The organism is Vibrio sp. HDW18, from assembly GCF_011306175.1.
In the GTDB taxonomy this organism is placed as follows: domain Bacteria; phylum Pseudomonadota; class Gammaproteobacteria; order Enterobacterales; family Vibrionaceae; genus Vibrio; species Vibrio chanodichtyis.
Window position 1 is genome coordinate 896,855 of the sequence record NZ_CP049913.1, and the last position, 25,055, is coordinate 921,909.

Annotated in this window: 26 protein-coding genes; 12 read left to right on the forward strand and 14 right to left on the reverse strand. The window is 47.9% G+C overall.

Translation table 11 applies throughout. The annotated features are described in order from the left end of the window. Positions 1–70: 70 nt before the first annotated feature. The 6 genes from lptD to G7083_RS04260 all read left to right on the forward strand — a co-directional run bounded on the left by lptD (position 71) and on the right by G7083_RS04260 (position 6,836). A complete protein-coding gene (gene lptD, locus G7083_RS04235; protein ID WP_166013725.1) occupies positions 71–2,413 on the forward strand; it encodes an LPS assembly protein LptD in 2,343 nt (780 codons plus the stop codon). A gap of 50 nt (positions 2,414–2,463) precedes the next feature. Beyond that, positions 2,464–3,759 (forward strand): peptidylprolyl isomerase SurA, encoded by a 1,296-nt coding sequence (gene surA, locus G7083_RS04240; RefSeq protein ID WP_166013726.1) that lies wholly within the window; start codon positions 2,464–2,466, stop codon positions 3,757–3,759. After that, a complete protein-coding gene (pdxA, locus tag G7083_RS04245) occupies positions 3,749–4,741 on the forward strand; it encodes a 4-hydroxythreonine-4-phosphate dehydrogenase PdxA (protein WP_166013727.1) in 993 nt (330 codons plus the stop codon). The genes surA and pdxA overlap by 11 nt, the downstream gene beginning before the upstream one ends. 13 nt (positions 4,742–4,754) lie before the next feature. Beyond that, complete coding sequence (gene rsmA / locus G7083_RS04250) at positions 4,755–5,570, forward strand: 16S rRNA (adenine(1518)-N(6)/adenine(1519)-N(6))-dimethyltransferase RsmA (protein ID WP_166013728.1); 816 nt, start codon at positions 4,755–4,757, stop codon at positions 5,568–5,570. 71 nt (positions 5,571–5,641) lie between these two features. Continuing rightward, on the forward strand, positions 5,642–6,022 hold the full coding sequence (gene apaG, locus G7083_RS04255) for a Co2+/Mg2+ efflux protein ApaG (protein WP_166013729.1): 381 nt from the start codon (positions 5,642–5,644) through the stop codon (positions 6,020–6,022). 10 nt (positions 6,023–6,032) lie between these two features. Continuing rightward, positions 6,033–6,836, forward strand: coding sequence for a symmetrical bis(5'-nucleosyl)-tetraphosphatase (locus tag G7083_RS04260; RefSeq protein ID WP_166013730.1), 804 nt, complete (start codon positions 6,033–6,035; stop codon positions 6,834–6,836). A gap of 104 nt (positions 6,837–6,940) precedes the next feature. On the opposite strand, the gene folA is transcribed toward G7083_RS04260, so the two are convergent. The 6 genes from folA to rplU all read right to left on the reverse strand — a co-directional run bounded on the left by folA (position 6,941) and on the right by rplU (position 10,783). Further along, positions 6,941–7,426, reverse strand: a complete 486-nt coding sequence (folA, locus tag G7083_RS04265) for a type 3 dihydrofolate reductase (protein ID WP_166013731.1) — start codon at positions 7,424–7,426, stop codon at positions 6,941–6,943. A 37-nt stretch (positions 7,427–7,463) separates the two neighbouring features. Next, positions 7,464–7,937, reverse strand: coding sequence for a threonine/serine exporter family protein (locus G7083_RS04270; RefSeq protein WP_166013732.1), 474 nt, complete (start codon positions 7,935–7,937; stop codon positions 7,464–7,466). Further along, positions 7,937–8,698: a threonine/serine exporter ThrE family protein gene (locus G7083_RS04275; RefSeq protein ID WP_166013733.1), complete on the reverse strand. Its 762-nt coding sequence runs from the start codon at positions 8,696–8,698 to the stop codon at positions 7,937–7,939. Before G7083_RS04275 ends, G7083_RS04270 begins: the two co-directional genes overlap by 1 nt. A gap of 125 nt (positions 8,699–8,823) precedes the next feature. Continuing rightward, positions 8,824–9,996, reverse strand: coding sequence for an Obg family GTPase CgtA (gene cgtA / locus G7083_RS04280; protein WP_166013734.1), 1,173 nt, complete (start codon positions 9,994–9,996; stop codon positions 8,824–8,826). A gap of 194 nt (positions 9,997–10,190) precedes the next feature. Next, the gene (gene rpmA / locus G7083_RS04285; protein ID WP_166013735.1) at positions 10,191–10,451 is read right to left on the reverse strand and encodes a 50S ribosomal protein L27; all 261 of its coding nucleotides are present in this window, start codon (positions 10,449–10,451) and stop codon (positions 10,191–10,193) included. A 20-nt stretch (positions 10,452–10,471) separates the two neighbouring features. Further along, the gene (rplU, locus tag G7083_RS04290) at positions 10,472–10,783 is read right to left on the reverse strand and encodes a 50S ribosomal protein L21 (protein ID WP_045569813.1); all 312 of its coding nucleotides are present in this window, start codon (positions 10,781–10,783) and stop codon (positions 10,472–10,474) included. Positions 10,784–11,049: 266 nt separating this feature from the next. Between rplU and ispB the strand changes: the two genes are divergently transcribed. Continuing rightward, a complete protein-coding gene (gene ispB / locus G7083_RS04295; RefSeq protein ID WP_166013736.1) occupies positions 11,050–12,021 on the forward strand; it encodes an octaprenyl diphosphate synthase in 972 nt (323 codons plus the stop codon). A gap of 179 nt (positions 12,022–12,200) precedes the next feature. On the opposite strand, the gene mdh is transcribed toward ispB, so the two are convergent. Continuing rightward, entirely contained in the window at positions 12,201–13,136 is a 936-nt protein-coding gene (mdh, locus tag G7083_RS04300; protein WP_166013737.1) for a malate dehydrogenase, read from the reverse strand. 324 nt (positions 13,137–13,460) lie between these two features. On the opposite strand from mdh, the gene argR reads away from it, so the two are divergent. After that, positions 13,461–13,931 carry a transcriptional regulator ArgR gene (gene argR / locus G7083_RS04305; protein WP_166013738.1) on the forward strand — a complete coding sequence of 157 codons (471 nt, stop codon included), beginning with the start codon at positions 13,461–13,463 and terminating at the stop codon, positions 13,929–13,931. A 324-nt stretch (positions 13,932–14,255) separates the two neighbouring features. Further along, positions 14,256–15,218 carry a TAXI family TRAP transporter solute-binding subunit gene (locus G7083_RS04310; protein WP_166013739.1) on the forward strand — a complete coding sequence of 321 codons (963 nt, stop codon included), beginning with the start codon at positions 14,256–14,258 and terminating at the stop codon, positions 15,216–15,218. Here G7083_RS04310 and G7083_RS04315 read toward each other — a convergent pair. The 3 genes from G7083_RS04315 to G7083_RS04330 form a co-directional block, all read right to left on the reverse strand. Beyond that, positions 15,215–15,601 (reverse strand): transposase, encoded by a 387-nt coding sequence (locus G7083_RS04315; RefSeq protein WP_346776875.1) that lies wholly within the window; start codon positions 15,599–15,601, stop codon positions 15,215–15,217. The genes G7083_RS04310 and G7083_RS04315 overlap by 4 nt on opposite strands. Next, positions 15,544–16,579 (reverse strand): IS630 family transposase gene (locus G7083_RS15060; RefSeq protein ID WP_240911888.1). Its coding sequence is split into 2 segments (ribosomal slippage): positions 15,544–16,119 and positions 16,121–16,579, totalling 1,035 coding nucleotides; the frame shifts between segments, so codons are not numbered across the junction. The genes G7083_RS04315 and G7083_RS15060 overlap by 58 nt, the downstream gene beginning before the upstream one ends. Positions 16,580–16,616: 37 nt before the next feature. Further along, positions 16,617–17,048, reverse strand: a complete 432-nt coding sequence (locus tag G7083_RS04330) for a helix-turn-helix domain-containing protein (RefSeq protein ID WP_166013742.1) — start codon at positions 17,046–17,048, stop codon at positions 16,617–16,619. Positions 17,049–17,444: 396 nt separating this feature from the next. On the opposite strand from G7083_RS04330, the gene G7083_RS04335 reads away from it, so the two are divergent. The 3 genes from G7083_RS04335 to G7083_RS04345 all read left to right on the forward strand — a co-directional run bounded on the left by G7083_RS04335 (position 17,445) and on the right by G7083_RS04345 (position 21,087). Next, entirely contained in the window at positions 17,445–20,027 is a 2,583-nt protein-coding gene (locus G7083_RS04335) for a TRAP transporter permease (protein WP_166013743.1), read from the forward strand. 89 nt (positions 20,028–20,116) lie between these two features. Beyond that, entirely contained in the window at positions 20,117–20,554 is a 438-nt protein-coding gene (locus G7083_RS04340; protein WP_166013744.1) for a universal stress protein, read from the forward strand. A gap of 149 nt (positions 20,555–20,703) precedes the next feature. Beyond that, positions 20,704–21,087, forward strand: coding sequence for a DUF2061 domain-containing protein (locus tag G7083_RS04345; protein ID WP_166013745.1), 384 nt, complete (start codon positions 20,704–20,706; stop codon positions 21,085–21,087). Between the two features lie 104 nt (positions 21,088–21,191). Here the strand turns inward: G7083_RS04345 and G7083_RS04350 are convergent, their stop codons facing one another. The 4 genes from G7083_RS04350 to G7083_RS04365 form a co-directional block, all read right to left on the reverse strand. Then, the gene (locus G7083_RS04350; protein ID WP_166013746.1) at positions 21,192–22,007 is read right to left on the reverse strand and encodes a hypothetical protein; all 816 of its coding nucleotides are present in this window, start codon (positions 22,005–22,007) and stop codon (positions 21,192–21,194) included. 146 nt (positions 22,008–22,153) lie between these two features. After that, positions 22,154–22,576: a ribonuclease E inhibitor RraB gene (gene rraB / locus G7083_RS04355; RefSeq protein ID WP_166013747.1), complete on the reverse strand. Its 423-nt coding sequence runs from the start codon at positions 22,574–22,576 to the stop codon at positions 22,154–22,156. 206 nt (positions 22,577–22,782) lie between these two features. Next, positions 22,783–24,228 carry a metalloprotease TldD gene (gene tldD, locus G7083_RS04360; protein WP_166013748.1) on the reverse strand — a complete coding sequence of 482 codons (1,446 nt, stop codon included), beginning with the start codon at positions 24,226–24,228 and terminating at the stop codon, positions 22,783–22,785. Continuing rightward, positions 24,209–25,051 carry a carbon-nitrogen hydrolase family protein gene (locus G7083_RS04365; RefSeq protein WP_166013749.1) on the reverse strand — a complete coding sequence of 281 codons (843 nt, stop codon included), beginning with the start codon at positions 25,049–25,051 and terminating at the stop codon, positions 24,209–24,211. Before G7083_RS04365 ends, tldD begins: the two co-directional genes overlap by 20 nt. Between the last annotated feature and the right edge of the window lie 4 nt (positions 25,052–25,055).

Below are 25,055 nucleotides of genomic sequence, written 5' to 3' on the forward strand. Positions count from 1 at the left end.
TTTCAGGCTCCTAAGTTCGGAATCCATCCAGTTCAACAGGCCATTAAGCTCAACAGGATAGTACAACCTAATGTCATGCTTCTCCCGCACATTTTTAGCCGCCTCAATTAGCGCTGCGCTATTTGCACCTCAGATACAAGCAGAAGCAGGTGTCGATGACCATCACACTCCACAGCTCAGTGGTGAGCAGTGCTTAATTAATCCGCCAGAGCCTACTAATCCAGGCCAACAGCCTATCAATGTCGAAGCGGATAAGCTAGAGGCAATCAATGGTCAGCAAGCAACCTATTCGGGCAATGTGGTGGTGGTGCAAGGTAACAAGCGAATTGCCGCCGACAATGTCACTTTGCATCAGCAAGAGAACTTAGTGGTCGCTGAAGGTAATGTACAGTTTAGCGATGGCCAAATCAAAACCCACTCGACCCGAGCCACCAACCATCTCAATACCGATCAAATGACGCTCGAAAATACCCGTTACCAGTTCTTATGCGAACCGGGACGAGGTGAAGCGGTGTTTGTGTCTAAAACCGGTAAAACCGTGTACGAAATTGAAGATGGTTCGATAACCTCATGTCCAGATGGGGATAATGCTTGGCGTATGCGCGCTTCCAGCATTGATGTTGACCAAGATGAAGAGATTGCCACTTTCTACAATCCACGCCTTGAAGTGCAAAATGTACCGATTTTCTATCTGCCTTATTTGACGGTGCCGATTGGCGATACCCGTAAAACCGGCTTTCTCTACCCGACCGCCTCTTATGGCTCTCGCAATGGTTATGAGCTTGAAGTGCCGATTTATTGGAACTTAGCGCCCAATTACGATTTAGAAACCACCTTCATCTACATGCAAAAACGCGGTACGCAATTAAATAGCCAGTTCCGCTATTTGAGTGATTTTGGGCGTGGCCAAATTAAGGCTGAATTTTTACCCGACGATAAACTCTATGCTGAGCAAGGCAATCGTTGGGCGGTGCAATATGAGCACACTGGGATTTTCCAACAGGCATGGAAGTTTGAGATTGATTACTCGAAAGTCAGCGATATCAACTATTTCTCTGATTTAGATTCGGGGATCGGTAAACGTGAAGATGGTCAATTAATCCAAGAAGGGCGCGCGACCTATCGTACCCAAAACTGGGATTCGTCACTGCTAGTGCGTGATTTTCAATTGCTGACCAATGATACCACCAGCACCAACTTACCCTATCGGTTAATGCCGCAACTGAGCTATAACTATTACGCCCCAGAGCTGATGAAATACTTGGATCTTGATTTGATCAGCCATATTTCGCGCTTTGAAACCGATGCTAAAGGTAAACCGTCAGCGACTCGGGTTCATGTCGAACCGGGTTTAAAAATTCCGTTCAGCAATACTTGGGGTAACTGGACCACCGAAGCACGTTTGCTCGGCACTTATTATCAACAAGATCTGGATAACACCACCGATAGCAAACTCGAAGAGAGTGTTACTCGGGTAATCCCAGAATTTCGAAGTGGTGCGGGTATTGTACTTGAGCGCGATACTATCCTGTTAGATAGCTACACCCAGACGCTTGAACCAAGAATTCAGTATCTATTCGTGCCCGAGCAAGATCAGAGCAATATCGGTCTCTACGATTCGACCATGCTGCAAACGGACTATTACGGACTGTTTCGTAGCCGTAAATACAGTGGGGTCGACCACATTAAATCGGCCAACCAAATTAGCTACGGAGCCTCAAGCCGCTTTTTTGATGACGCGTATAAAGAGCGGCTCAATATCGCATTTGGTCAAATTTTCTACCTCGACAGTAAGCTCAACCCCTCCAATAGTAATGGCGATAAAGAATCGAGCTATTCGGCATGGGCGGTCGAGATGGACTTTAACTTTGCCGATTATCTGTTCTACCATGGCGGCATCCAATACGATATTGATACCCAAGATATTCAACTGGGCAACAGTACCTTAGAGTACCGCTTTACTGACGGCTACCTGCAAGGCAACTACCGCTATGTTGCCAAAGATTACATCCGTAATACGGTTGGAGATAGCATTGCCAATATTGATGATATAACCAAAGATGGAATTTCCCAGGCAGGTCTACTGGCGGGTTATCAGATTAATCGACGCTGGAAAGCCAGCGGTCAATATTATTATGACCTAACCACCCAGCAAGCGTTAGAGTGGCTAGCTAACCTCACCTATACATCAGATTGTTGGTACATGGGCTTTACCTACAGCAACCAACTGAAAAGCTGGAATGGTAACTTTGTGACCGACCCTTACGCGAGCCCGATCTATGAAAACAACTTTAGCTTCAATATCGGCATTATTGGTTTTGGGACCAGTATCGGTGCTGGTTCAAGCATGACTGGGGTTGATAGCGCGGGCAATTCACTTGGTTATGGCCGCCCATTCTTCCTCAACAACTAATTTACTCGCCTGAGCGGACTCAGGCTAAAAACTTTCAGATAGGACTGCCCATGAAATTGTGGAAAACCACACTAATTAGCGTTATCAGTGCACTGACTTTATTCAATGCTCACGCGGAGCCGCAAGCACTCGATAGCGTTGCGGTCATCGTCAATAGTGGCGTGATCTTACAAAGTGATGTTGATGGCGCACTAAAAACGGTAAAAGCCAATGCCAAACAAAGCCATCAAGCATTACCTGCAGAAAACGTGCTGCGCGAACAGGTGCTCGAAAAACTGATCATTGATACTTTGCAGCAGCAAGAAGCTGACCGAATTGGGGTGAAAATTGATGACAGCCGCTTAAATGAAGCGATCAAAGAGATCGCCAGCAATAATCAGCAGACTCAAGAACAACTGATTGCTGCCGTCGCCCAAGAAGGCCTTGCTTACCCGGAATTTCGTGAGCAAGTCCGTAACGAGATGGCAGCTAGTGAAGCACGTAACGCTCTGGTTCGTCGTCGGATCAATATCTTGCCCGCTGAAGTGGATACCCTAGCCGAGCTGCTGGCGCAAGAAACCGACGCGACGGTGCAGTACAAAATCAGCCATATCCAACTGCGCGTTGAAGATGGGCAAGGAAAAGCTCAAGTAGAAACGTTAGCCAAGCAACTTGTCGACGAACTGCAAAATGGGGCTGATTTTGCCCAGTTGGCTTACACCTATTCGAAAGGGCCTAAGGCATTACAAGGTGGTGATTGGGGTTGGATGCGCAAAGAAGAGATGCCGACCATTTTTGCCGATCAAATCAAACTGCAAAATAAAGGCAGCATTATTGGCCCATTTCGCAGCGGTGGTGGCTTCCACATTCTAAAAATTGATGATGTGAAAGGCTTAGAAACCGTCGCCGTCACCGAAGTGAACGCGCGCCATATCCTAATCAAACCGACCATTATTCTCAGTGATGAAGGGGCGCAAAAACAGCTCAATGAATTGATCCAGCGGATTAACAGTGGCGAAGCCACCTTTGCCGAACTGGCGCAACAATATAGCCAAGACCCAGGTTCAGCCGCACAAAAAGGTGAATTGGGCTATCAAACGCCAGATCTGTATGTACCTGAATTTAAACACCAAGTCGAAACCTTACCTGTGGGTCAAATCAGTGCGCCTTTTCAAACCGTACATGGCTGGCATATTGTCGAAGTGCTGGATCGCCGAGAAGTGGACCGCACCGATGCTGCGCTGAAAAACCGTGCATACCGCATTTTGTTCAATCGTAAGTTCAATGAAGAAGCGAGCGCATGGCTGCAAGAGCTACGTGCCAGCGCCTTTGTTGAAGTATTGAAGGACGATAAGGATGAGCTGTAAGCGGATTATCGTGACCGCCGGTGAGCCGGCGGGAATTGGCCCAGATTTAGCGCTCGCACTGTCTACTCACGATTGGCCACATCAACTGGTGGTGTGTGCCGACAAAGCTTTGCTCAGTCAACGTGCTGCCCTGCTGGGAATTGAAGTAAAACTGGTTGATTATCAAGCTGATCATCCAGCTTTACCACATCAAGCAGGCACGCTATGGGTTGAGCATATCCCACTCGCTGAGCCCGTCATTGCCGGCCAACTCAACCCCGCTAACGGCCACTATGTATTAAAAACGCTGCAAAGAGCGGCAAAAGGCTGTATGAATGGCGAATTTGATGCTATTGTCACCGGCCCTGTGCACAAGGGGGTGATCAACCGAGCGGGGGTCGCGTTTAGCGGTCACACTGAATTTTTTGCTGAACAGTCCAATACCCCTCTAGTGGTGATGATGCTGGCTACAGAAGGCTTACGTACCGCGTTAGTCACGACTCATCTCCCGTTAGCTGCAGTGCCACAAGCAATAACCTGTGAACGTCTAGAGCAGATCATTCACATTCTCCACAAGGATTTAGTCGAGAAATTTGCCATTGCTGAGCCGAAAATTTACGTGTGTGGTTTAAACCCCCACGCAGGTGAAGACGGTGTATTAGGCATGGAGGAGATTGAAACTATCACTCCAACCCTACAGCGTTTGCGTGAGCAATATGGCATGCAATTGGTTGGCCCAATGCCAGCCGATACCATTTTTAGTGAAAAATACTTACAGCAAGCAGATGCGATCCTTGGTATGTACCACGATCAAGTCCTGCCAGTGCTTAAATATAAAGGGTTTGGTCGTTCGGTAAATATTACCTTAGGCCTGCCCTTTATCCGCACATCAGTTGACCATGGTACGGCGCTCGATCTGGCCGCCACCGGACAAGCTGATACAGGAAGCTTATGGACGGCATTAGCTTACGCAATTGAATTAGTTGATAAAAAAGCGCAATAACTTCGAGAACACTATGAGAAATGATGTCCACTTAGGGCACAAAGCGCGCAAACGCTTTGGTCAAAACTTCCTTAATGATCCTTACATCATTGATGGAATTGTGTCGGCAATTAATCCACAGCCTGGACAAAACTTGGTAGAGATCGGCCCAGGATTGGGAGCGATCACAGAGCCAGTAGGGCGTGAAGTGGATAAGTTCACTGTGATCGAACTTGACCGCGATCTGGCAGAGCGTTTACGCAATCACCCTGAGTTGGCGAGCAAACTGACCATCCATGAAGGCGATGCGATGCGTTTCGACTTCAAGCAATTGGTTAAACCTAACCATAAACTGCGTATCTTTGGTAACTTGCCATACAACATCTCAACGCCACTGATGTTCCACCTTTTTGAATTCCATCGTGATATTCAAGATATGCACTTTATGCTGCAAAAAGAGGTGGTCAACCGTTTAGCGGCAGGCCCAAACAGTAAAGCGTATGGCCGCCTCACAGTGATGGCGCAATACTACTGCAAAGTGGTGCCAGTACTTGAAGTGCCACCCACCGCGTTTGTTCCGCCACCAAAAGTTGATTCTGCGGTGGTGCGCTTAGTGCCGTATGAAGATTTACCACACCCAGCGACCAGCCTAACTTGGCTAGATCGCGTAGTGCGTGAAGGCTTTAACCAACGTCGTAAAACCGTGCGTAACTGCTACAAAGGCTTAGTCGAACCAGAAACCCTGCAACAACTCGGTATCGAGCCGAGTATGCGACCTGAGAATTTGACCTTGGCCCAGTTTGTAGCACTCGCCAACTGGCTTGATGCACAGCCGTCAACTCACGCATAATTAAAGCAAGGACGACATTAGTCGTCCTTGCTTTATCAGCGTAGAGATCCTACTCAACCGAGGAATCGCTCATGGATGTTTCGCTTCCCTGCATCAAAATTCAGGTTCAGACTCGCTACGTTGAGCAGCAGTCTAACCATGAATATCAACGCTTTGTGTTTGTTTATCTGATCACAATTAAAAATCTCAGCCCGCAAACGGTGCAGCTATTAGGTCGTCGTTGGCTGATCACCGATGCCAATGGCAAACAGATTGCAGTGGAAGGTGAAGGGGTGGTTGGCGAACAGCCCTATATTGCCACCAATGATGAATACACCTATAGCAGTGGCACTGTATTAGAGACGCCTATCGGAGTGATGCAGGGACACTATTTAATGGTCGATGCACAAGGTGAATCGTTCACGGTCGAGATTGAACCGTTTCGCCTCGCGGTTCCTCATGTATTGAATTAACGGAGTTTGTGTGGCCAATTACATCGTCGGAGATATTCAAGGCTGTTTTGACGAGCTACAACTGCTACTCGATCAAGTCCAGTTTGATCCAAGCCAAGATCGACTATGGTTTGCGGGTGACTTAGTGGCTAGAGGGCCGAAATCACTCGAGACATTACGCTTCGCCCATCAATTAGGTGAGGCCGCGCAAGTGGTGCTCGGCAATCATGATTTGCATTTGCTTTCGGTGGCACTCGGCAATCACCCCGCTAAACGCCGCGATCAAACTCAAGCGATTTTTGCTGCACCAGATGCGCCACTATTACTCGATTGGCTACGCCAACAACCATTACTCGCGGAACATGCAGAATTTGTGGTGTGCCATGCCGGCATTTCTCCACAATGGGATTTGGCCACGGCACGCCAAGCCGCACAAGAGGTCGCACAAGTGTTACGCGGCCCACAATGGCCTAACCTGATTACGCAGATGTATCACGATCAGCCGGACGCATGGCACGTAGCCTTACAAGGCTTCGATCGCCTGCGTTATATCATCAATGCATTTACACGGATGCGATTTTGCTACCCTGATGGTCGGTTAGATATGCACTGTAAGCTCCCACCCTCACAAGTGACTGATGGTCACTTATTACCTTGGTTTCAATTACCTCAACGGATCAAGCTGGAAAAAACAGTGATTTTTGGCCATTGGGCGGCTTTGGAAGGCTATGCCAGCCAAGAGGTGATCGGACTCGACACTGGCTGCGTATGGGGAGGCTGTTTAACCATGCTGCGCTGGGAAGATAAACGCTACTTTACCCAAACCGCGCGCTAACGCCAAATGCTTCCCCCGCCTCATCTTATAGATAACATCAGCGGGGGGAGTTGAATCGATCAATATTAACGCTTAATAAACAGGTTGTTAGCGATTGATCTGGCTCAAGATCTGCGTTGATAAATCACAAAATCCATCGCATAAGCATTATTTAAATCGGCCGCATAGTGCTCACGATAACACTCTAGCCACTCACTGCCCCACTCTGGAAATTGCGTATCACCCTCCAGCTCGGCATGAATTTGCGTGAGATACAATTTATCGGCTAACGGTAAGCACGCTGCATATAAGCTGCCACCGCCAATGATCATGATTTCGTCAACCGCTCCGGCTTTGGCTAATGCGCCGTCGATTGAAGAGACCACATCCACCCCCTCAATCTGTAAGTTCGCATCGCGCGAAATCACAATATTGTGCCGCCCCGGAAGAGGTCGGCCAATCGATTGGTAAGTTTTGCGGCCCATGATCACCGGTTTACCCAGTGTGCAACGTTTAAACCAAGCAAAATCGGCGGGTAAATGCCACGGCATCTGATTGTCTTTACCAATCACGCGCTGCTCTGCCATGGCGGCAATCATACTGATCATCATTTTTGGGTTACCTTTTACGCTAGCAATCTACTAGCCATTAAATAATCGGTTTACGGCGATAAAAAAGTAGCCCAGGCACGGCAAGGCCAATCGCTAAACCGACGATGATAAACATCGCTTTGAGAAAATTTTCCGATAATGCTTCCATCAGTTGGACCGAAAAGCCAAGCTGATTCATTTCAACTAATGCAATCATCGCCTTAAAAGCAAACACCCCTGGCACCATAGGAATCAGTGCCGCTACTGTGAAGACTTTGGGGTGAGCGAGAAAGCGCCGTGACCAATAAACCCCGACCATACCAACCAGGGTCGCGGCAAAAAAGCTTGCCCATTCAATCGGCATCCCACACTGCATCATCAAGTAACGCGAGCCATGACCCAGTGCACCGCCAAGAGCACAGTACTTCAACGCCGGTTGCGGCACATTAAACACCAACGCAAAGCCAACCGCTGGAATGGCAGCAAAAAACATATCGTTGAGCAATCCCAACCCTAGATCCCAACTTAACATTACCACCCCCAGATCCCTGTCACGCTCATTGCTGCCACAATCCCAAGTGAGGTCGCTAACGTCAGTAAACTGGCCATCGCAAAGCGCGCAATGCCCATATTGATATAGCCTTTGAGCATATCAGCCACCGCATTAATCAGAGGAAAACCGGGCACCAGCATCAATACTGACGAAGCCATCACTATGGTCGGTTTATTACCCAATTGATAAACCACCGCTTGCGCCGAAATCACCGAGGTGACAAAAGCGGTCGCGGTAAAATTGAGCAGTGGGTTGAATTGACGATGTCCGATCTCTTGACGCACGATCATCCCAACACTGGATGCGATCAAAGTGATCATAAACACCATCCAATCACCGCCCGCTAAACGGCTAAATGCTGCGCATGACAAACCGATCATCATCACCACTAACCAGCGGTTATAGCGTGCCGGACTAATTTGATTGATTTTTTTCTGAGCGAAACGGTAATCAAGCACGCCCTTTTCCATCATGATGCAGATCCGTTGGATCTGAGTCACCACGCGCATGTTGATGCCGCGATCTGGGCTACGTCTGGTGGTCGTAATGCAATGTTCATGATAAACGGTGGTGACCACCAAAGAGCTGGCCGAAAGAGACACTTCGACTTCACTCATACCACTGGCGAGACCAATTCGGCGCATAATATCGCCGACTAGGGTACTTTCTGCGCCATGCGCTAATAACATCTGCCCTGCCTGGGCTATCAAACGAGAAACGGCTCTCTGTTTGGCTTCCATGATCCCTTTCCTAAACACCTAACAACGTCCAAAAGTGGCACTTAGTGTGCCTGAAACGGCGAGCGAGAAATATGATTTAGACACAAAAAAGCCGCAACAAAGTTGCGGCATTAACGTTCGGTGATTTAGTCACGTACATAGATAACGTGGCCGTCATCTTCTTCGTCGTCCCAATCATCCCAATCGTCATCATCTTCGGTGATCACTTCACGACCAGCCAAACCATCTTTTTGATGGTAATCCCACGTGAAATCGACTTTTTCGGCTTCGCTTGGCTGTGATGTCTCTTTTGGCAAGGTATCCATAAATTCAGCCAGCTTCATGCACAGCTCTTTGGTCCCTTGACGGTTAGCCGCTGAAATCTTGAAGTATTCGCCTTCCCATGCCAAAGCATCAATGATGTCTTGGATGATTTGATCGGCTTGATCTTCCGGTATCAGATCGACTTTATTGAACACCAACCAACACGGTTTGCTGGCCAGTTTTTCACTGTACTGCTCGAGCTCATCAATAATGGTCAAGGCATTATGCGCAGGATCACTTTGATCAATCGGCATAATATCGATCACATGCAGCAATACTCGGCAGCGTTCAAGGTGCTTCAAGAAGCGGATACCTAAACCGGCCCCTTCTGCCGCGCCTTCAATCAAGCCCGGAATATCGGCCACCACAAAGCTCTTTTCTGGCAATACGCTAACGACGCCTAAGCTTGGCACCAAAGTGGTAAACGGATAGTCCGCCACTTTAGGTTTCGCAGCAGAAACCGCACGAATAAAGGTCGATTTACCCGCATTTGGCATACCGAGCATACCCACATCCGCCAGCAGCAACAGCTCTAAGCGAATATCGCGGACTTCACCTTTGGTACCCATGGTTTTTTGGCGTGGAGAGCGATTGACTGACGATTTAAAACGGGCATTACCCAAACCGTGCCAACCACCTTTCGCGATCATGACTTTTTTGCCATGCTCAGCCACTTCACCAATGATTTCATTGGTGTGAATGTCCACCGCACGAGTACCGACTGGCACGCGTAGCACTTTGTCTTTACCACATTTGCCGGTACAGTTACCGCCACCACCATTTTTACCACGCTCTGCTTCATAGAAGCGCTGAAAACGGTAGTCGATCAATGTATTAAGGTTTTCATCGGCCAGCATGTAAACATCGCCGCCGTCACCACCATCGCCACCATCAGGGCCGCCATTGGTGACAAATTTTTCACGCCAAAAGCTAACAACACCGTTACCGCCGTCGCCCGCTTGGACTTTAATTACCGCTTCATCAACAAATTTCATTTTTCCTCCACTCAATGTCGTGGGAAATCTTAATCAGTCTAGTAAACCTGAGAACGTAGATCCCAGAAAATAATCACCTGCTTGGATCAGGTTGCATTCAGGTCTAGGGTCTAGGGTCTAGGGTCGACCACACTTTTGATAAATAAAAAACCCCACCAAACGGCAGGGCTTTTGAATTCATCAAGAAACGTTGCTTATTCAGCTGTTTCGATGCTAACGAATTTACGGTTTTTAGAACCTTTAACCTCGAACTTCACTTTACCATCAGATAGAGCGAATAGAGTGTGGTCTTTACCGATGCCTACGTTAGTACCAGCGTGGAACTTAGTACCACGTTGACGAACGATGATGTTACCTGCAAGTACAGATTCACCACCGAAACGCTTAACACCTAGACGTTTGCTTTCTGAATCGCGGCCGTTACGAGTAGAACCACCAGCTTTTTTGTGTGCCATTGTTGAACTCTCCTAATAACTTAAGCGTTGATACCAGTGATTTTCACTTCTGTGAACCACTGACGGTGACCTTGTTGCTTACGAGAGTGCTTACGACGACGGAACTTAACGATTTTTACTTTATCGCCACGACCGTGTTGTACCACTTCAGCAACTACTTTACCGCCCTCAAGAAGAGGAGCACCTACTTTAATGTCTTCGCCGTTAGCAACCAGCAGAACTTTATCAAATTCTACAGTTGCGCCAGTTTCAACGTCTAATTTCTCTAAACGAAGGGTTTGACCTTCGCTTACACGGTGTTGTTTACCACCAGATTGGAAAACAGCGTACATATTTTACTCCGCTCTTTCCGCACAGCCTATGCTATATTTGCGATAAGGGTGTGCGCTAAACTAATCATCAATAGGGCGCAGATTCTACGTGAATGATGTGCCTATGACAAGCCATATTTTGAAAAAAGTGGCGAAAAGCTAATCGCCAAACAAAAGTGCCGCAATCATGCCTTTAAGCCATGTATTAATCAATAATTTTTAGTGTATTATGCAGCGATTCCAGAAGACTAAATGCCTTATACGCTCTTATATCAGCCGGATTTACGATGGATTTTAAAGCTATCCAAGCGCTTACTGCCAATGACATGGCAAAAGTGAACGAAACGATTCACGCTCAACTCAATTCTGACGTCTCCCTCATCAACCAACTTGGTTTCTATATCATCAGTGGTGGTGGCAAAAGATTACGTCCATTGTTAGCGGTCTTATCCGCCAGAGCTCTCGGTTACCAAGGCTCTCATCATACGACCGCCGCCGCTTTTGTAGAATTTATTCATACTGCGACCCTGTTGCATGATGACGTGGTTGACGAATCCGATCTGCGCCGTGGCAAAGCGACCGCGAATGCGGCGTTTGGCAATGCCGCGAGCGTGTTAGTCGGCGATTTTATCTATACCCGCTCTTTTCAGATGATGACCGAATTAGGATCGTTAAAGATCCTCAAGCTGATGAGTGATGCGGTGAATGTGATCGCGGAAGGGGAAGTTCAGCAACTGATGAACTGTAACAACCCAGACACCACTGAAGCCAACTATATGCAGGTGATCTACTCCAAAACCGCCCGTCTGTTTGAAGCGGCAACGCAAATTGGCGCGATTTTGTGTGATGCTTCACCGCAAGTAGAGCTGGCAATGCAAAATTACGGTAAGTATCTCGGCACTGCATTCCAATTAATTGATGATGTGATGGATTACACCGCCGACGGTGAAGAGATGGGTAAAAATGTCGGTGATGATCTGGCCGAAGGCAAACCGACACTGCCACTGCTGTATGCAATGCAACACGCTGAGCCAGAGCAAGCGGCCATGATCCGTGCAGCGATCGAACAAGCCAATGGCCTAGCACGTCTCGAACAAATTTTAGCGGTAATGGAGCAAACCGGCGCTTTGCAATACACCATCAGCAAAGCTCAGCATGAAGCGGACAAAGCGATTGCACAATTGGCGGTGTTACCCGACAGCGAGTATAAGCAAGCGCTGATTGCCCTCGCGCATATGGCGGTCAATCGCAGCAAATAAAGCGTGGTTTATCACATCCTCTTGGAGATAAGCTCACGGTGACATTGAAATGACGACGCGCGATTCAATGCTGCTGAACTGCAAACTCAAGCACCATCTACATTAAGCTTGCACAAAAAAATACCGCTCATCACGAGCGGTATTTTCAATCAGTAAGTTCAATCGACACTGAGTGTTATTTACTTAACGAACTCAACCCCAATTTGAATATCACTGTTGAGCGTCTCCAGCATACCATCTAGCGCGGCTTGCTCATACGCACTCAATGGACCAATGTCTAACAGCTGTTCTACACCATGTTTACCGAGCTTGATCGGTTGAGCAAAGAACGGGGCATACTCGCCTTTGCCTTCCACATACGCATACTCAACCACATCGGCTTCGCCTTGTAACGCTTTCACTAAAGCCAAACCAAAACGGCATGCTGCCTGCCCCATCGAAAGAGTTGCAGAACCGCCACCCGCTTTGGCTTCCACCACTTCGGTACCAGCATTTTGGATCCGCTTGGTCAGCGCGGCCACTTCTTGCTCAGGCAAATTCATCCCTTCGACTTGTGACAGTAGCGGCAGAATAGTCACACCAGAGTGGCCACCAATCACAGGGACACGCACTTGGCCAGGATCTTTGTTCTGCAAAACTGCGACAAACGTTTCTGAGCGGATCACATCCAAGGTCGTAATACCAAACAGTTTACGCTTGTCATACACACCAGCTTTTTTCAGCACTTCGGCAGCAATCGGCACGGTGGTGTTAACTGGATTGGTGATAATGCCAATACACGCGGTTGGACACACTACTGCGATCTTTTCGGCTAATGCTCTGACAATACCGGCATTGACATTAAACAGATCTGCACGATCCATCCCGGGTTTACGCGCCACACCAGCCGAAACCAAAACCACATCAGCCCCGTCGAGCGCTGGAGTAGGATCTTCGCCCGCATAACCTTGCACCGTAACAGGCGTCGGGATATGACTCAGATCCGCTGCAACCCCCGGCGTAACAGGCGCAATATCGTACAGCGCCAAATCAGAGCCCGCTGGAAGACGATTTTTGAGTAACAGTGCAAGAGCCTGACCAATACCGCCAGCGGCACCAATAACAGCAACTTTCATCGTAAATCTCCTTGAGAGTAATCTCTTATAAGTTTGTAGGGTAATTCGGTATCTGACCATCAAACGCTATAGTAACCACTATCTGATTACAATCACTTAACGTCAGCTTTGCGAGTTCACGCAACACGGCCAAAAGATGCGTCAGTATAGAAGGCGATTATCAGTCAATGTTCAACTTACACAAAGAGTTATCGCCTGATTTAACCCAATATAAAAAATATTTACAGTGACAGAGAGGGCAAATTTAGCGCATCATTTGGTATATCATGCATAGATATGCGAGAATATGCACAAATCGGTCATTTAACTCTAGTAAGAAGAATCATGCGTAACGTAGATAAACAAGATAACCTAGTTCGAGCCTTCAAAGCCCTATTAAAAGAAGAACGTTTTGGCTCACAAGGCGATATTGTCGAAGCGCTGAAAAATGAAGGCTTTGAAAATATCAATCAATCCAAAGTATCACGTATGTTGACCAAATTTGGTGCGGTACGTACTCGCAACGCCAAGATGGAGATGGTCTACTGCTTACCCGCTGAACTGGGTGTACCGACGGCGAGCAGCTCACTGCGTGAGCTGGTGCTGGATGTCGATTACAACAATGCATTAGTGGTGATCCGAACTGGCCCTGGCGCTGCACAATTGATCGCACGTTTACTCGATTCATTAGGCAAATCAGAAGGTATTCTTGGCGTGGTTGCTGGTGATGACACCATTTTCATCACCCCAACGATTGAGGTTCCGGTGCAAGAGTTATTCCGTTCAGTGTGTGAACTGTTCGAATACGCAGGCTAGCGCACTGCTTACTGAACCGATGATTTTGGTCACCTTTTACCATGTGACCAAAATCACATCTTAGGAACATTCTCGCTTAGCGACAAGATTCCATAAGCACATGAAATAAAACAATTATAACTGTAATTCATGGCCTATTTGGCTCACCAATAAATATGTTAATCGCCCGCTAATTCTTAACAACAATGTAATTCTCGGTAGTTTTTTTGGTATGCTGCCAGAGCATTAGCACTATTTTGGTCGCATAACGCAAGGTTTCTCAGGCAGGAAAGCTATCGCCATGCGGCACTTGGGGATATATCACCAATCAAGGAAGGGAAATTCATGTCACTCACTCATATCATCAAACTTGGCGCAATCGCTGCCACAGTTATCGGCTCAGGGATCGCCTGCGCACAAGATTTTATTACCATAGGTACAGGTTCAGTCACTGGGGTCTATTACCCAACGGGTGGCGCGATCTGTCGATTGGTCAACAAGGATCGTAAAGATCACAACATTCGTTGTTCGGTAGAGTCGACTGGCGGTTCAATCTACAACGTCAATACTATTCGCTCTGGTGAGTTAGATTTCGGGATTGTTCAATCCGACTGGCAGTATCATGGCTATAACGGTACCAGTGAACTCTCCGAGCAAGGCCCATACAAAAAATTACGCGCGGTATTCTCACTGCACACCGAACCGTTCAATATCATTGCTCGTGCGGATTCTGGCATTGAAAATGTCAAAGATCTGGCCGGTAAACGAGTAAATATTGGTAACCCAGGCTCTGGCGATCGCGCCACCATGCAAGTGGTGATGGATGCCTTTGGATGGACCAATAACAGCTTTAAACTCGCAGCGGAATTGAAAGGTTCTGAGCGCTCACAAGCACTGTGTGATAATAAGATTGATGCCTTTATTTACATGGTTGGTCACCCGAATGGATCGATCAAAGAAGCCGCAACCTCTTGTGGCGCAAAATTAGTGCCCGCCACCGGTCCTGAAATCGAAAAAATCGTCGCGAATAACCCTTACTATGCTTACACCGAAGTGCCTGCGGGTATGTACAACGGTACCGATCAAGCCGTGAAAAGTTTTGGGGTTACCGCTACCTTAGTCACCAGCGAAGATGTCTCTGAAGCGGTAGTGTACAACGTGACCAAAGCAGTATTTGACAACTTCGATACCTTTATTCGTCTGCACCCAGCGTTTGCCAACCTGAAAAAAGAGGACATGGTCACGGCGGGTAACTCGATCCCTCTCCACCCTGGTGCGATTAAATATTATACCAATCTGGAAAATTAACTGGTCAGCTCTATCCACCTTCTCGAACACATCTGTCTGACTCTGGCCGAGCATTTCAAAAAACTATTCCAAGCCCGACATACTTTGGAGACAATGTCTTCGTAATCCGTAAAAGACTGGTTGGCTAGATAGTGTTGTCTTAACCAACTCCATACTTGTTCTATTGGATTCAACTCAGGGGAATAGGGCGGGAGTTTGATGACACTGAGGTTCTGAAATTCATTGGCAATATCTTCTGTGTGCCAGCTTGCACCATCCATAATGACCACTGCGTGACGACCTTTTTCGGTCACCGCGGAGATCTGCCTAATACCAATCTGGAAAATTAACTGGTCAGCTCTGTCCACCTTCTCGAACACATCTGTCTGACTCTGGCCGAGCATTCCAAAAAACTATTCCAAGCCCGACATACTTTGGAGACAATGTCTTCGTAATCCGTAAAAGACTGGTTGGCTAGATAGTGTTGTCTTAACCAACTCCATACTTGTTCTATTGGATTCAACTCAGGGGAATAGGGCGGGAGTTTGATGACACTGAGGTTCTGAAATTCATTGGCAATATCTTCTGTGTGCCAGCTTGCACCATCCATAATGACCACTGCGTGACGACCTTTTTCGGTCACCGCGGAGATCTGCCTAAGATGCTCAACCATAAGGTCCTTGTTAACCCAAGGAACGACCATCGCCTCGCCAATGCCTCTAGCGGGACAGACAGAACCAAACAGATACGCATATTCAAATTGTTGTTGCTTCACGGCTCTGGGACGTGTTCCTTTTTCTGCCCATAACCGTGTGGTGGTGTTTTGTTGCCCAAATCTGGCTTCATCCTGAAACCAGACATCAACCCGTTCTAAAGCGATATGTCCTGGGATCTTCAGGATCGTTTCAATTTTAAATTTTTTTAAAATCGTCTTGGATTTGCTGGGATTGACGAGGATGTTTGGAGCGAGAAGTTACCCAAGAGAACCCCATGTGCTCGAGCAGGTAATAGATAGAATCAGGGTGGTAGTGCTGGCCAAATTCTTTCACGATATAAGCGTGGATGTCGGCCCCAGTGAGTCGTCCGCCTAGTGTATCATTGGCTTTATCTTTGATGTATTGGCTCAATTGCTCTCTTTGCTTGGATGTTAAGAATGGTGGTCGTCCCGTTCTTGGTTTTTCCTTGAGGCCTTCTAATCCTTCCTCAAGAAAAGTGTGAACCCACCGATTAACACTGGTTCGGCTGACCTTAAGAAACTTGGCGATTTGGGTGCGAGAGTGCCCATCTTTGAAATGGTCGAGGGCCAGCAGTCTCATTTTCATCTGAATAGATTTCTGCTGGCTTGCGAGCTTTTTAAAGTCGATATTATCGAGGCTGTCCATAGTGAATAAGTTCTATCGTTGAATGCCCTCAATTAGATCATATTTTTTCTTTGATTGGTATTACCCAAGAGAACCCCATGTGCTCGAGCAGGTAATAGATAGAATCAGGGTGGTAGTGCTGGCCAAATTCTTTCACGATATAAGCGTGGATGTCGGCCCCAGTGAGTCGTCCGCCTAGTGTATCATTGGCTTTATCTTTGATGTATTGGCTCAATTGCTCTCTTTGCTTGGATGTTAAGAATGGTGGTCGTCCCGTTCTTGGTTTTTCCTTGAGGCCTTCTAATCCTTCCTCAAGAAAAGTGTGAACCCACCGATTAACACTGGTTCGGCTGACCTTAAGAAACTTGGCGATTTGGGTGCGAGAGTGCCCATCTTTGAAATGGTCGAGGGCCAGCAGTCTCATTTTCATCTGAATAGATTTCTGCTGGCTTGCGAGCTTTTTAAAGTCGATATTATTGAGGCTGTCCATAGTGAATAAGTTCTATCGTTGAATGCCCTCAATTAGATCATATTTTTTCTTTGATTGGTATTACAAAGAAGTTGGGTTGCTTAAGTAATCCTTTACGGTGGTGGCCGATGGTAATCGAACACCACCTTTTACCGACATAATTTCAATAAAAAAGAGGAGGCTATCGCCTCCTCATTAGCATCACGTTTTGTTTTGGTGCTGCAGCTTTTCGGTACTATACCCAAACAACTTGGAGTTACAGGTAGGCGGCAAGTGAGTGAGTCCCCATGAGCATAGGCAAACTATGTGATTAGGGTGAACAAACGTAGCCAACACCGCTGCAGCTTCAAGTAGGAAGGGTATATATCACCGTGCCGATCATAAGCTTATGGAAGATCAAGAATAAGGATAAGGTGCATGATGCAAACGACAACACCGTCACCAGAGGTGCAACAAATGGTGGTACAAGCCGAAACCGGAGCCAGAGCTCCGCGAGGCTTCGCCGGAAAAGTGCTGTGGTTGGTACTACTGAGTTGGTCGCTGTTCCAACTTTGGTACGCGTCACCGCTGCCGTTTATCTTCAATATTGGCATCCTCAACGATACCCAAGCGCGATCGATTCACTTAACTTTTGCGGTGTTTCTCGCTTTCACTGCCTACCCAGCGATGAAGCACTCACCGCGCGATCATATCCCGTGGATCGATTGGCTGTTAGCGCTAGCCGGCAGTTTCTCCGCCGCTTACATCTATTTGTTTTACAGCCAATTAGCCGGCCGTTCTGGCGCACCAACCTCATGGGATGTACTGGCGGCGGTGGTCGGAATGTTACTGCTGCTGGAAGCCACTCGCCGCGCGTTAGGCCCACCGCTGATGATGGTGGCGGCCCTGTTTTTATGCTACACCTTTTTTGGCCCTTATATGCCGGATGTGGTCGCGCATAAAGGAGCCAGCTTGAATAAAGCGATGTCACATTTATGGCTAACCACCGAAGGGGTATTTGGAGTCGCTCTCGGGGTCTCAACTTCGTTTGTTTTTCTGTTTGTGCTGTTTGGTGCCATGCTCGAACGAGCTGGCGCTGGGGCTTATTTTATTAAAGTCGCATTTTCAATGCTCGGTCATATGCGTGGTGGCCCCGCTAAAGCAGCAGTGGTTGCCTCCGGCCTGTCTGGTTTGGTATCAGGCTCTTCAATTGCCAACGTGGTGACCACGGGCACCTTTACCATTCCATTGATGAAACGTGTGGGATTCCCTGGCACCAAGGCGGGAGCGGTCGAAGTGGCGGCCTCAACCAATGGCCAACTCACCCCACCCATCATGGGAGCTGCCGCTTTCTTAATGGTGGAATATGTCGGTATTTCTTATGTCGAAGTGATCAAAGCCGCCATTCTACCGGCGCTGATCTCCTACATCGCGCTGATTTACATCGTGCACCTCGAAGCATGTAAAGCGCAGATGCAAGGTCTACCACGCCTTCATCAATCCACACTCACCGAAAAACTGCTCGCATTGAGCGCCACGATCCTCGGCTTATGCCTCATCAGCGGCTTAGTTTACTACGGTATCGGCTGGACCAAACAAGCCTTTGGCGCGGCGGCAACACCGCTGCTAGCCATCGTATTGCTGGTCACCTATGTCGGGTTAGTCAAAATCTCTGCGCCTTATGCCCAGCAAGGCTTAGCTCTTGATGAGGATTTACAGTTCGTCCCCGATGTCGCTCCCACGCTCAAATCAGGTCTGCACTACTTGTTACCGATTGTGGTTTTAGTGTGGTGCTTAATGGTAGAACGCTTCTCTCCAGGCTTATCGGCATTCTGGGCTAGCATGTTTATGGTGTTCATTCTACTCACCCAGCGTCCACTAATGGCACTGTTTAACCGCACCGGTAAGCTAACTGCCGCGGCCAAGCAAGGCATCAGCGATTTATTAGAAAGCTTGGTTTCAGGTGCGCGTAATATGATTGGGATCGGAGTGGCAACCGCGGCGGCGGGTACCGTGGTTGGCGTGGTCACGCTCACCGGAATTGGACTGGTAATGACCGATTTTGTTGAATTTATCTCTGGTGGCAATCTGCTATTGATGCTACTTTTTACCGCCGTGATCAGTTTGATTTTAGGTATGGGCCTGCCGACCACCGCCAACTACATCGTGGTTTCAACTTTGATGGCCCCAGTGATTGTGACCTTAGGCGCTGAGCATGGTTTGATCATTCCACTGATCGCCGTACATCTATTTGTGTTCTATTTCGGGATTTTGGCCGATGATACGCCGCCGGTCGGCTTAGCGGCTTTTGCCGCAGCAGCGATAGCCAAATCTGATCCGATCCGCACTGGTATTCAAGGCTTTACTTACGATATTCGCACCGCAATCCTGCCATTTATGTTTGTGTTTAACACTCAACTACTGCTGATGGGAATCCATAGTTGGTGGCATTTGTTACTGACAATTCTCTCCTCAATCACTGCGATGTTGCTGTTTTCCGCCGCGACACAAGGCTGGTGGCTAACCAAAACCAAATGGTGGGAAGTGATCGCCTTGCTGGTGTTAACCTTTAGTTTCTTCCGCCCCGGCTTCTGGTGGGACATGATCTACCCAGCTCAAGTGATATATGCCGGTACTAAATTAGAGCAAATTGTCGAGCAAGCACCGGTGGGTCAACCGATACGTCTGGTGGTGGCGGGTGAAAATATTAAAGGCGAATACAGTTCTAAAACCGTGCAACTCCCATTTGATGATCGAGCCATTGGTGCACCGCAGCGGATCGCCTCAATGGGGCTAACTCTGATTAACCAGAGAAATCGTATGCTGGTGGAAATGGTCGAATTTGGTAGCCCCGCGGAAGCGGCGGGCATCGACTTTGATTGGGAAATTCGCTCGGTGGTGGTCGCCAGTGATCGCCCGATGAAAGAGTGGGTCTTTATTCCAGCACTATTGCTGACACTGCTGCTCGCATGGAATCAAAAACGGCGGCTAAAGCGGCAGGATCAGCAGCAATATGCCTGAATCTGATCACCTAACCAGCTAATTCATTAGCGCAGCCCGATCTTGGCAGCCAAAGAGACCAAGATCGGCCATAAACCATAGAGAGTGCCATGTATAAACATATTCTTGTACCAGTGGATTTGAATGAACAAGGCTTTGCCGATAAAGCGCTGCAACTTGCTCTTTGGCACGCCAAACATGCTAACGCCGAACTGCACTTACTCAACGTATTACCTGGCATTCATATGTCGATGGTGGCAACCTATTTTCCCAAAGATGCCGCAGCACAGATGAAACATGATGTGTATACCCAACTCAAAGCGTTTGCTGAACAGCATATTGAGCCGCCACAGATCTACCAGCTACATATCGCAGAAGGAAAACCTTACACCACTATTCTCGATTACGCTGAGCGTTTAGGAGTAGATCTGATTGTCATGCCAAGCCACAAGCGCTCACGAATTGATAAAGTCATGCTCGGATCCGTAGCGAGCAAAGTGGTTGAGCACTCACCCGTCAATGTGTTGGTCGTCAAGCCACAAGGTTAAATCACACCAAATGTCACGGCTTAATCAAGGCGCAATATGCGCCTTTTTTATTGATCAAAACCTATCAGATTGATTGGTTTTTCCACCTTGAATTAATGAGAATAATTATCAATAATCATTGCATCACTTAGCATCAGGTGGATGAGATTATGAAAAAGACCTTAAGTTTTGCCGCCATACATTTTACCATCGCATTTACGGTCGCCTATCTACTTACCGGTGATGTGCTACTGGGTAGCTTAATTGCGATGTTAGAGCCGATGATCAATACCGTTGCCTTCTATTTCCACGAAAAAGCTTGGTTAAAGTCGGTCACTTTACAGCGTTTTGCAGCGGATACCCGCATCAAAACCATCAGCTTTGCCGCCATTCACTTTACGGTTGCTTTTGGGGTGGCTTATTTATTGACCGGCAGTTGGTTAGTCGGTGGAGTGATGGCGATGATTGAGCCTAGCATCAATACTTGTGCCTATTACTTGCACGAAAAAGTTTGGCAAAGTAAACATACCGAGCATCTAGGCTGCTCGCATTAAATCACACAAACCGGTTTTATACCCAAATAACTTGAAGTTGCAGGTAGGAAGGGGATATCAGGCTATCGGGCAGATAGCCTGAATGGACAAACAAGCGTGCGTTGTTATAACGGAAAATGGCTCACGCAATGCGCTTCACTTAGCGCCAGTTGAAAATGCTGAGTTTGCCCATCGAGCTGCACGGAGATCGAATACAGATCTTGCGCATTAGGCTGATCTTGATCGTAGATTTTCGGCGCATCGACTTGAAATAATACGCTGGCATGATTGCTACGCATATCAATCGGCACTTGATAAGTGCGCCCATCAAATTTAACCGCCGCCGCCACCAGCCCTGAGGCATAAGTGGTAAAAAACAGATTGACCAACAATTCACAGCCGCCATGGTGCCAAACTTGTTCAGTAGAAACATGGGTTAGGCGCAAATGACGCAAACCTTGTAAGTAAGGCGCTTGCCAGATCCCAACACGCGGATCATGAGCTAAGGGGTGATGCTCAACAAAGCTGGCTAGCTGATCCAAACGACATTGCGCCGCAATCGGCTCGTCCAACAACGACTCATCATCGGCGTGTAAAAACAAAATTTCAAATCGGTTACGCCCCAACTGTAACCATTGACGAATCTCTTTACGATATACCGCTTGTGAGCCGTCACAGTCAAACAGTGCAACGCCGTTCAGGCGAACCTCGGCATAGTGTTCAATCCCTGCTAATACCAAATCAATCGCCACAAAGCTTAGTAGCGCCTCATCAACCTCAATATCATGCATCAAATGCCACTCTTGCTGAACGATCTCGCTCTCGCTGCAGGTCGCGGGTAACACAAGACTTAACGGAGCAGGAAACGTAATATCATCTTGGGGGATAGAGAGATCCGTCAGTGGGGAAAGTTGCCAAGGGCCAGCGAGAGAGAATTGCATAGCGTTCCAATTGCGGTTTATTTGCTTGTATTATACCCGAAGTTTAATCGATTGCCGCGCCGATGTAGCACAGCTATTACCACCCACAGCAAGCTATCTCAGTCAAAAAAATACCAGCCATGCGGCTGGTATCAGTGATTTGAAACTTAATTCTCATCATCTTCATCTTGGTCTTCATCACCAAACAGAGCGTCTTCACCCTCGTAGTAGGTGCCCCAACCGTCGTAAATAATATCGAACTTCTCGGCGAGATTAACCAGTTTGGCCACTTGTTCATCGATAAGATTCGCATCCAACGTCGTTTGCATCATGGCATCAAAACACAGCAGTTTATTGCCATCTTCATCTTCGGTTTCTTCCGCTTCAACTACTTCGAAACCCATTTTGAACGCTTCTACCGCTGCTTGTTCTAGCTTATCGAACTCTTCGGCAAACAGATGGTGCTCGATCTCATATAAGGCATCTGGATCACTGCCATCTTCAAGCAGCGCTTGAATAATATCGCGCGTCTCTTCCTTTTGAATCTCGATTAACTCTTCTACCGATAAATAATCATCTTGGTGAGACATAATGTGCTCCAGATAGTAAAAAGGATCAAAAATTTGTGCGGCGCACTATCGCATGGATTGATGCGAATTTCTAGCCGCATTTATCCACAAACCCCATGAAGTTGCAGATGAACAACAAGTAAATAACTATAGATAAACTATGGGATTAAGACCAACCAATCTAGCCTGCACCAATGCCACTTCAAGGCAAACGGTTATCGAAAAAGCTATTCGGTACCCCCCACCGTCAATGAATCCAATTTAAGCGTCGGTTGACCAACCCCGACCGGCACACTTTGCCCAGCTTTGCCGCACACACCAACCCCGCGATCAAGGGCAAGATCATTACCCACCATCGACACCTGCTGCATCGCTTCAATGCCGGAACCAATTAACGTTGCCCCTTTGATTGGACGGGTAATTTTGCCATTTTCAATCAAGTAAGCTTCCGATGCCGAAAACACAAACTTACCAGAGGTGATATCCACCTGCCCACCACCAAAGTTCGGTGCATAAATGCCTTTTTTGACCGAGGCGATGATCTCTTCTGGCGCGTGCTGACCGGGCAGCATGTAAGTATTGGTCATACGTGGCATCGGCAAATGCGCGTAAGACTCACGACGACCATTCCCCGTAGGAGCAACGCCCATCAAGCGCGCATTGAGCTTATCTTGGAGGTATCCTTGCAAAATACCGTTTTTGATCAACACATTATATTGCCCACTCACCCCTTCATCATCGACATTGAGTGAGCCGCGCAGATCTTTGAGCGTGCCATCATCGACAATGGTACACAGATCAGAGGTGACTTTTTGCCCGACTTTGCCCGCAAAAACCGACGAACCTTTACGGTTGAAATCCCCTTCTAATCCGTGACCGACTGCTTCATGCAGCAGCACTCCCGGCCAACCGGAACCTAAGACTACTGGCATAGTGCCAGCCGGAGCGGCTACCGCCTCAAGGTTCACTAACGCTTGGCGGATCGCTTCATCGGCAAAGGCAAAAGCAATGGATTGCCCCGCTTGCTGTGATAAGAAATAGTCGTAACCAAAACGGCCACCACCACCAGCGCTACCACGCTCACGGCGCTCGCCTTTTTGCGCCAACACACTAATCGATAAACGCACCAAGGGGCGAATATCGCCAGCGTAAGTACCATCGGTCGCAGCAACCAACATCTGCTCATGTACACCACTTAAGCTGATCGACACTTCAGTGATCAACGGCTCTTTGCTGCGAATATAAGCATCAAGCTGTTGTAGTAATTCGGTTTTTTGCTGCTTATGCCAGCTTTCCAGCGGATTTTCCGCCTGATAGAACTGCGGATTAGGCCCACGCTTGAACGCTTGGACCGTTAAATTCTGCCCTTGCTGAGCAATACCGCGCGCCGCAATCGCGCTCTGCTTCAGTCCTTCTAACTGAATTTGATCCGCATAGGCAAAACCGGTTTTCTCACCACTGACGGCACGCACCCCAACGCCACAATCAATATTGAATGAGCCATCTTTAATAATGCTGTCTTCCAGCACCAACGATTCATGCCAGCTGGATTGAAAATAGATATCCGCATAATCAATCTGGCGAGTCGCAATACTGGACAGCGTAGCGGCAATATCTTGTTCACTCAGCCCAGCAGGGGTGAGCAGTGCCGTTTCAATTTGGTTGATCGTCATCAGTGTTCTCTATTAATTGATGGGTAAAACGCGTGTGCTGTGTGATCGGCATCGCGCATCTTACAGAATCGAGTGTCGCGAGATCGAACTCTACCACTTTACTGTGTGCCGCAGCACCTAAATCCGCAATCACTTCCCCCCACGGACTAATCACCATCGAATGCCCCCAGGTTTCTCGCCCACAAGGGTGGCGGCCGGTCTGCCCCACTGCGATCACCCAGCATTGATTTTCAATCGCTCGGGCGCGCAGCAACACTTGCCAATGCGCTTGACCCGTCACCGCGGTGAAAGCCGCAGGAACCAATAAAACCTGCGCCCCTTGACGACGTAACTCGTTGTACAAGTGCGGAAACCGCACATCATAACAAATTGATAAGCCCAGTTGACCAAACGGCGTTGGCGCGACCATCACTTGTTGCCCTGGGGTAAAGGTTTCAGATTCACGATAACACTGGTGATCATCGGCGACATCCACATCAAACATATGCAGTTTGTCGTAAACCGCCACGCATTCACCTTGTGCATTCCACAGCAGACAACTGGTGGTAACCCCGTTGGCACGGCGAATCGGCATACTGCCGATCAGCAGCCATACCCCATACTGTTTAGCCAAATCGGCTACAGCTTGCTGGATTGGGCCATCGCCTAGCGGTTCGGCTTGCTGATGATATTGCTCACGCCGACCAAACAGCAGTGCATTTTCCGGGGTCACTATCCACTGTGCACCTTGTTTGGCCAGCCGTTCAACCTGCTGGTGCAGATAACCCAGATTATCACTGACCTCTGATCCTGAGGTCATTTGAACCAGACCAACCCGTTGCATAAAT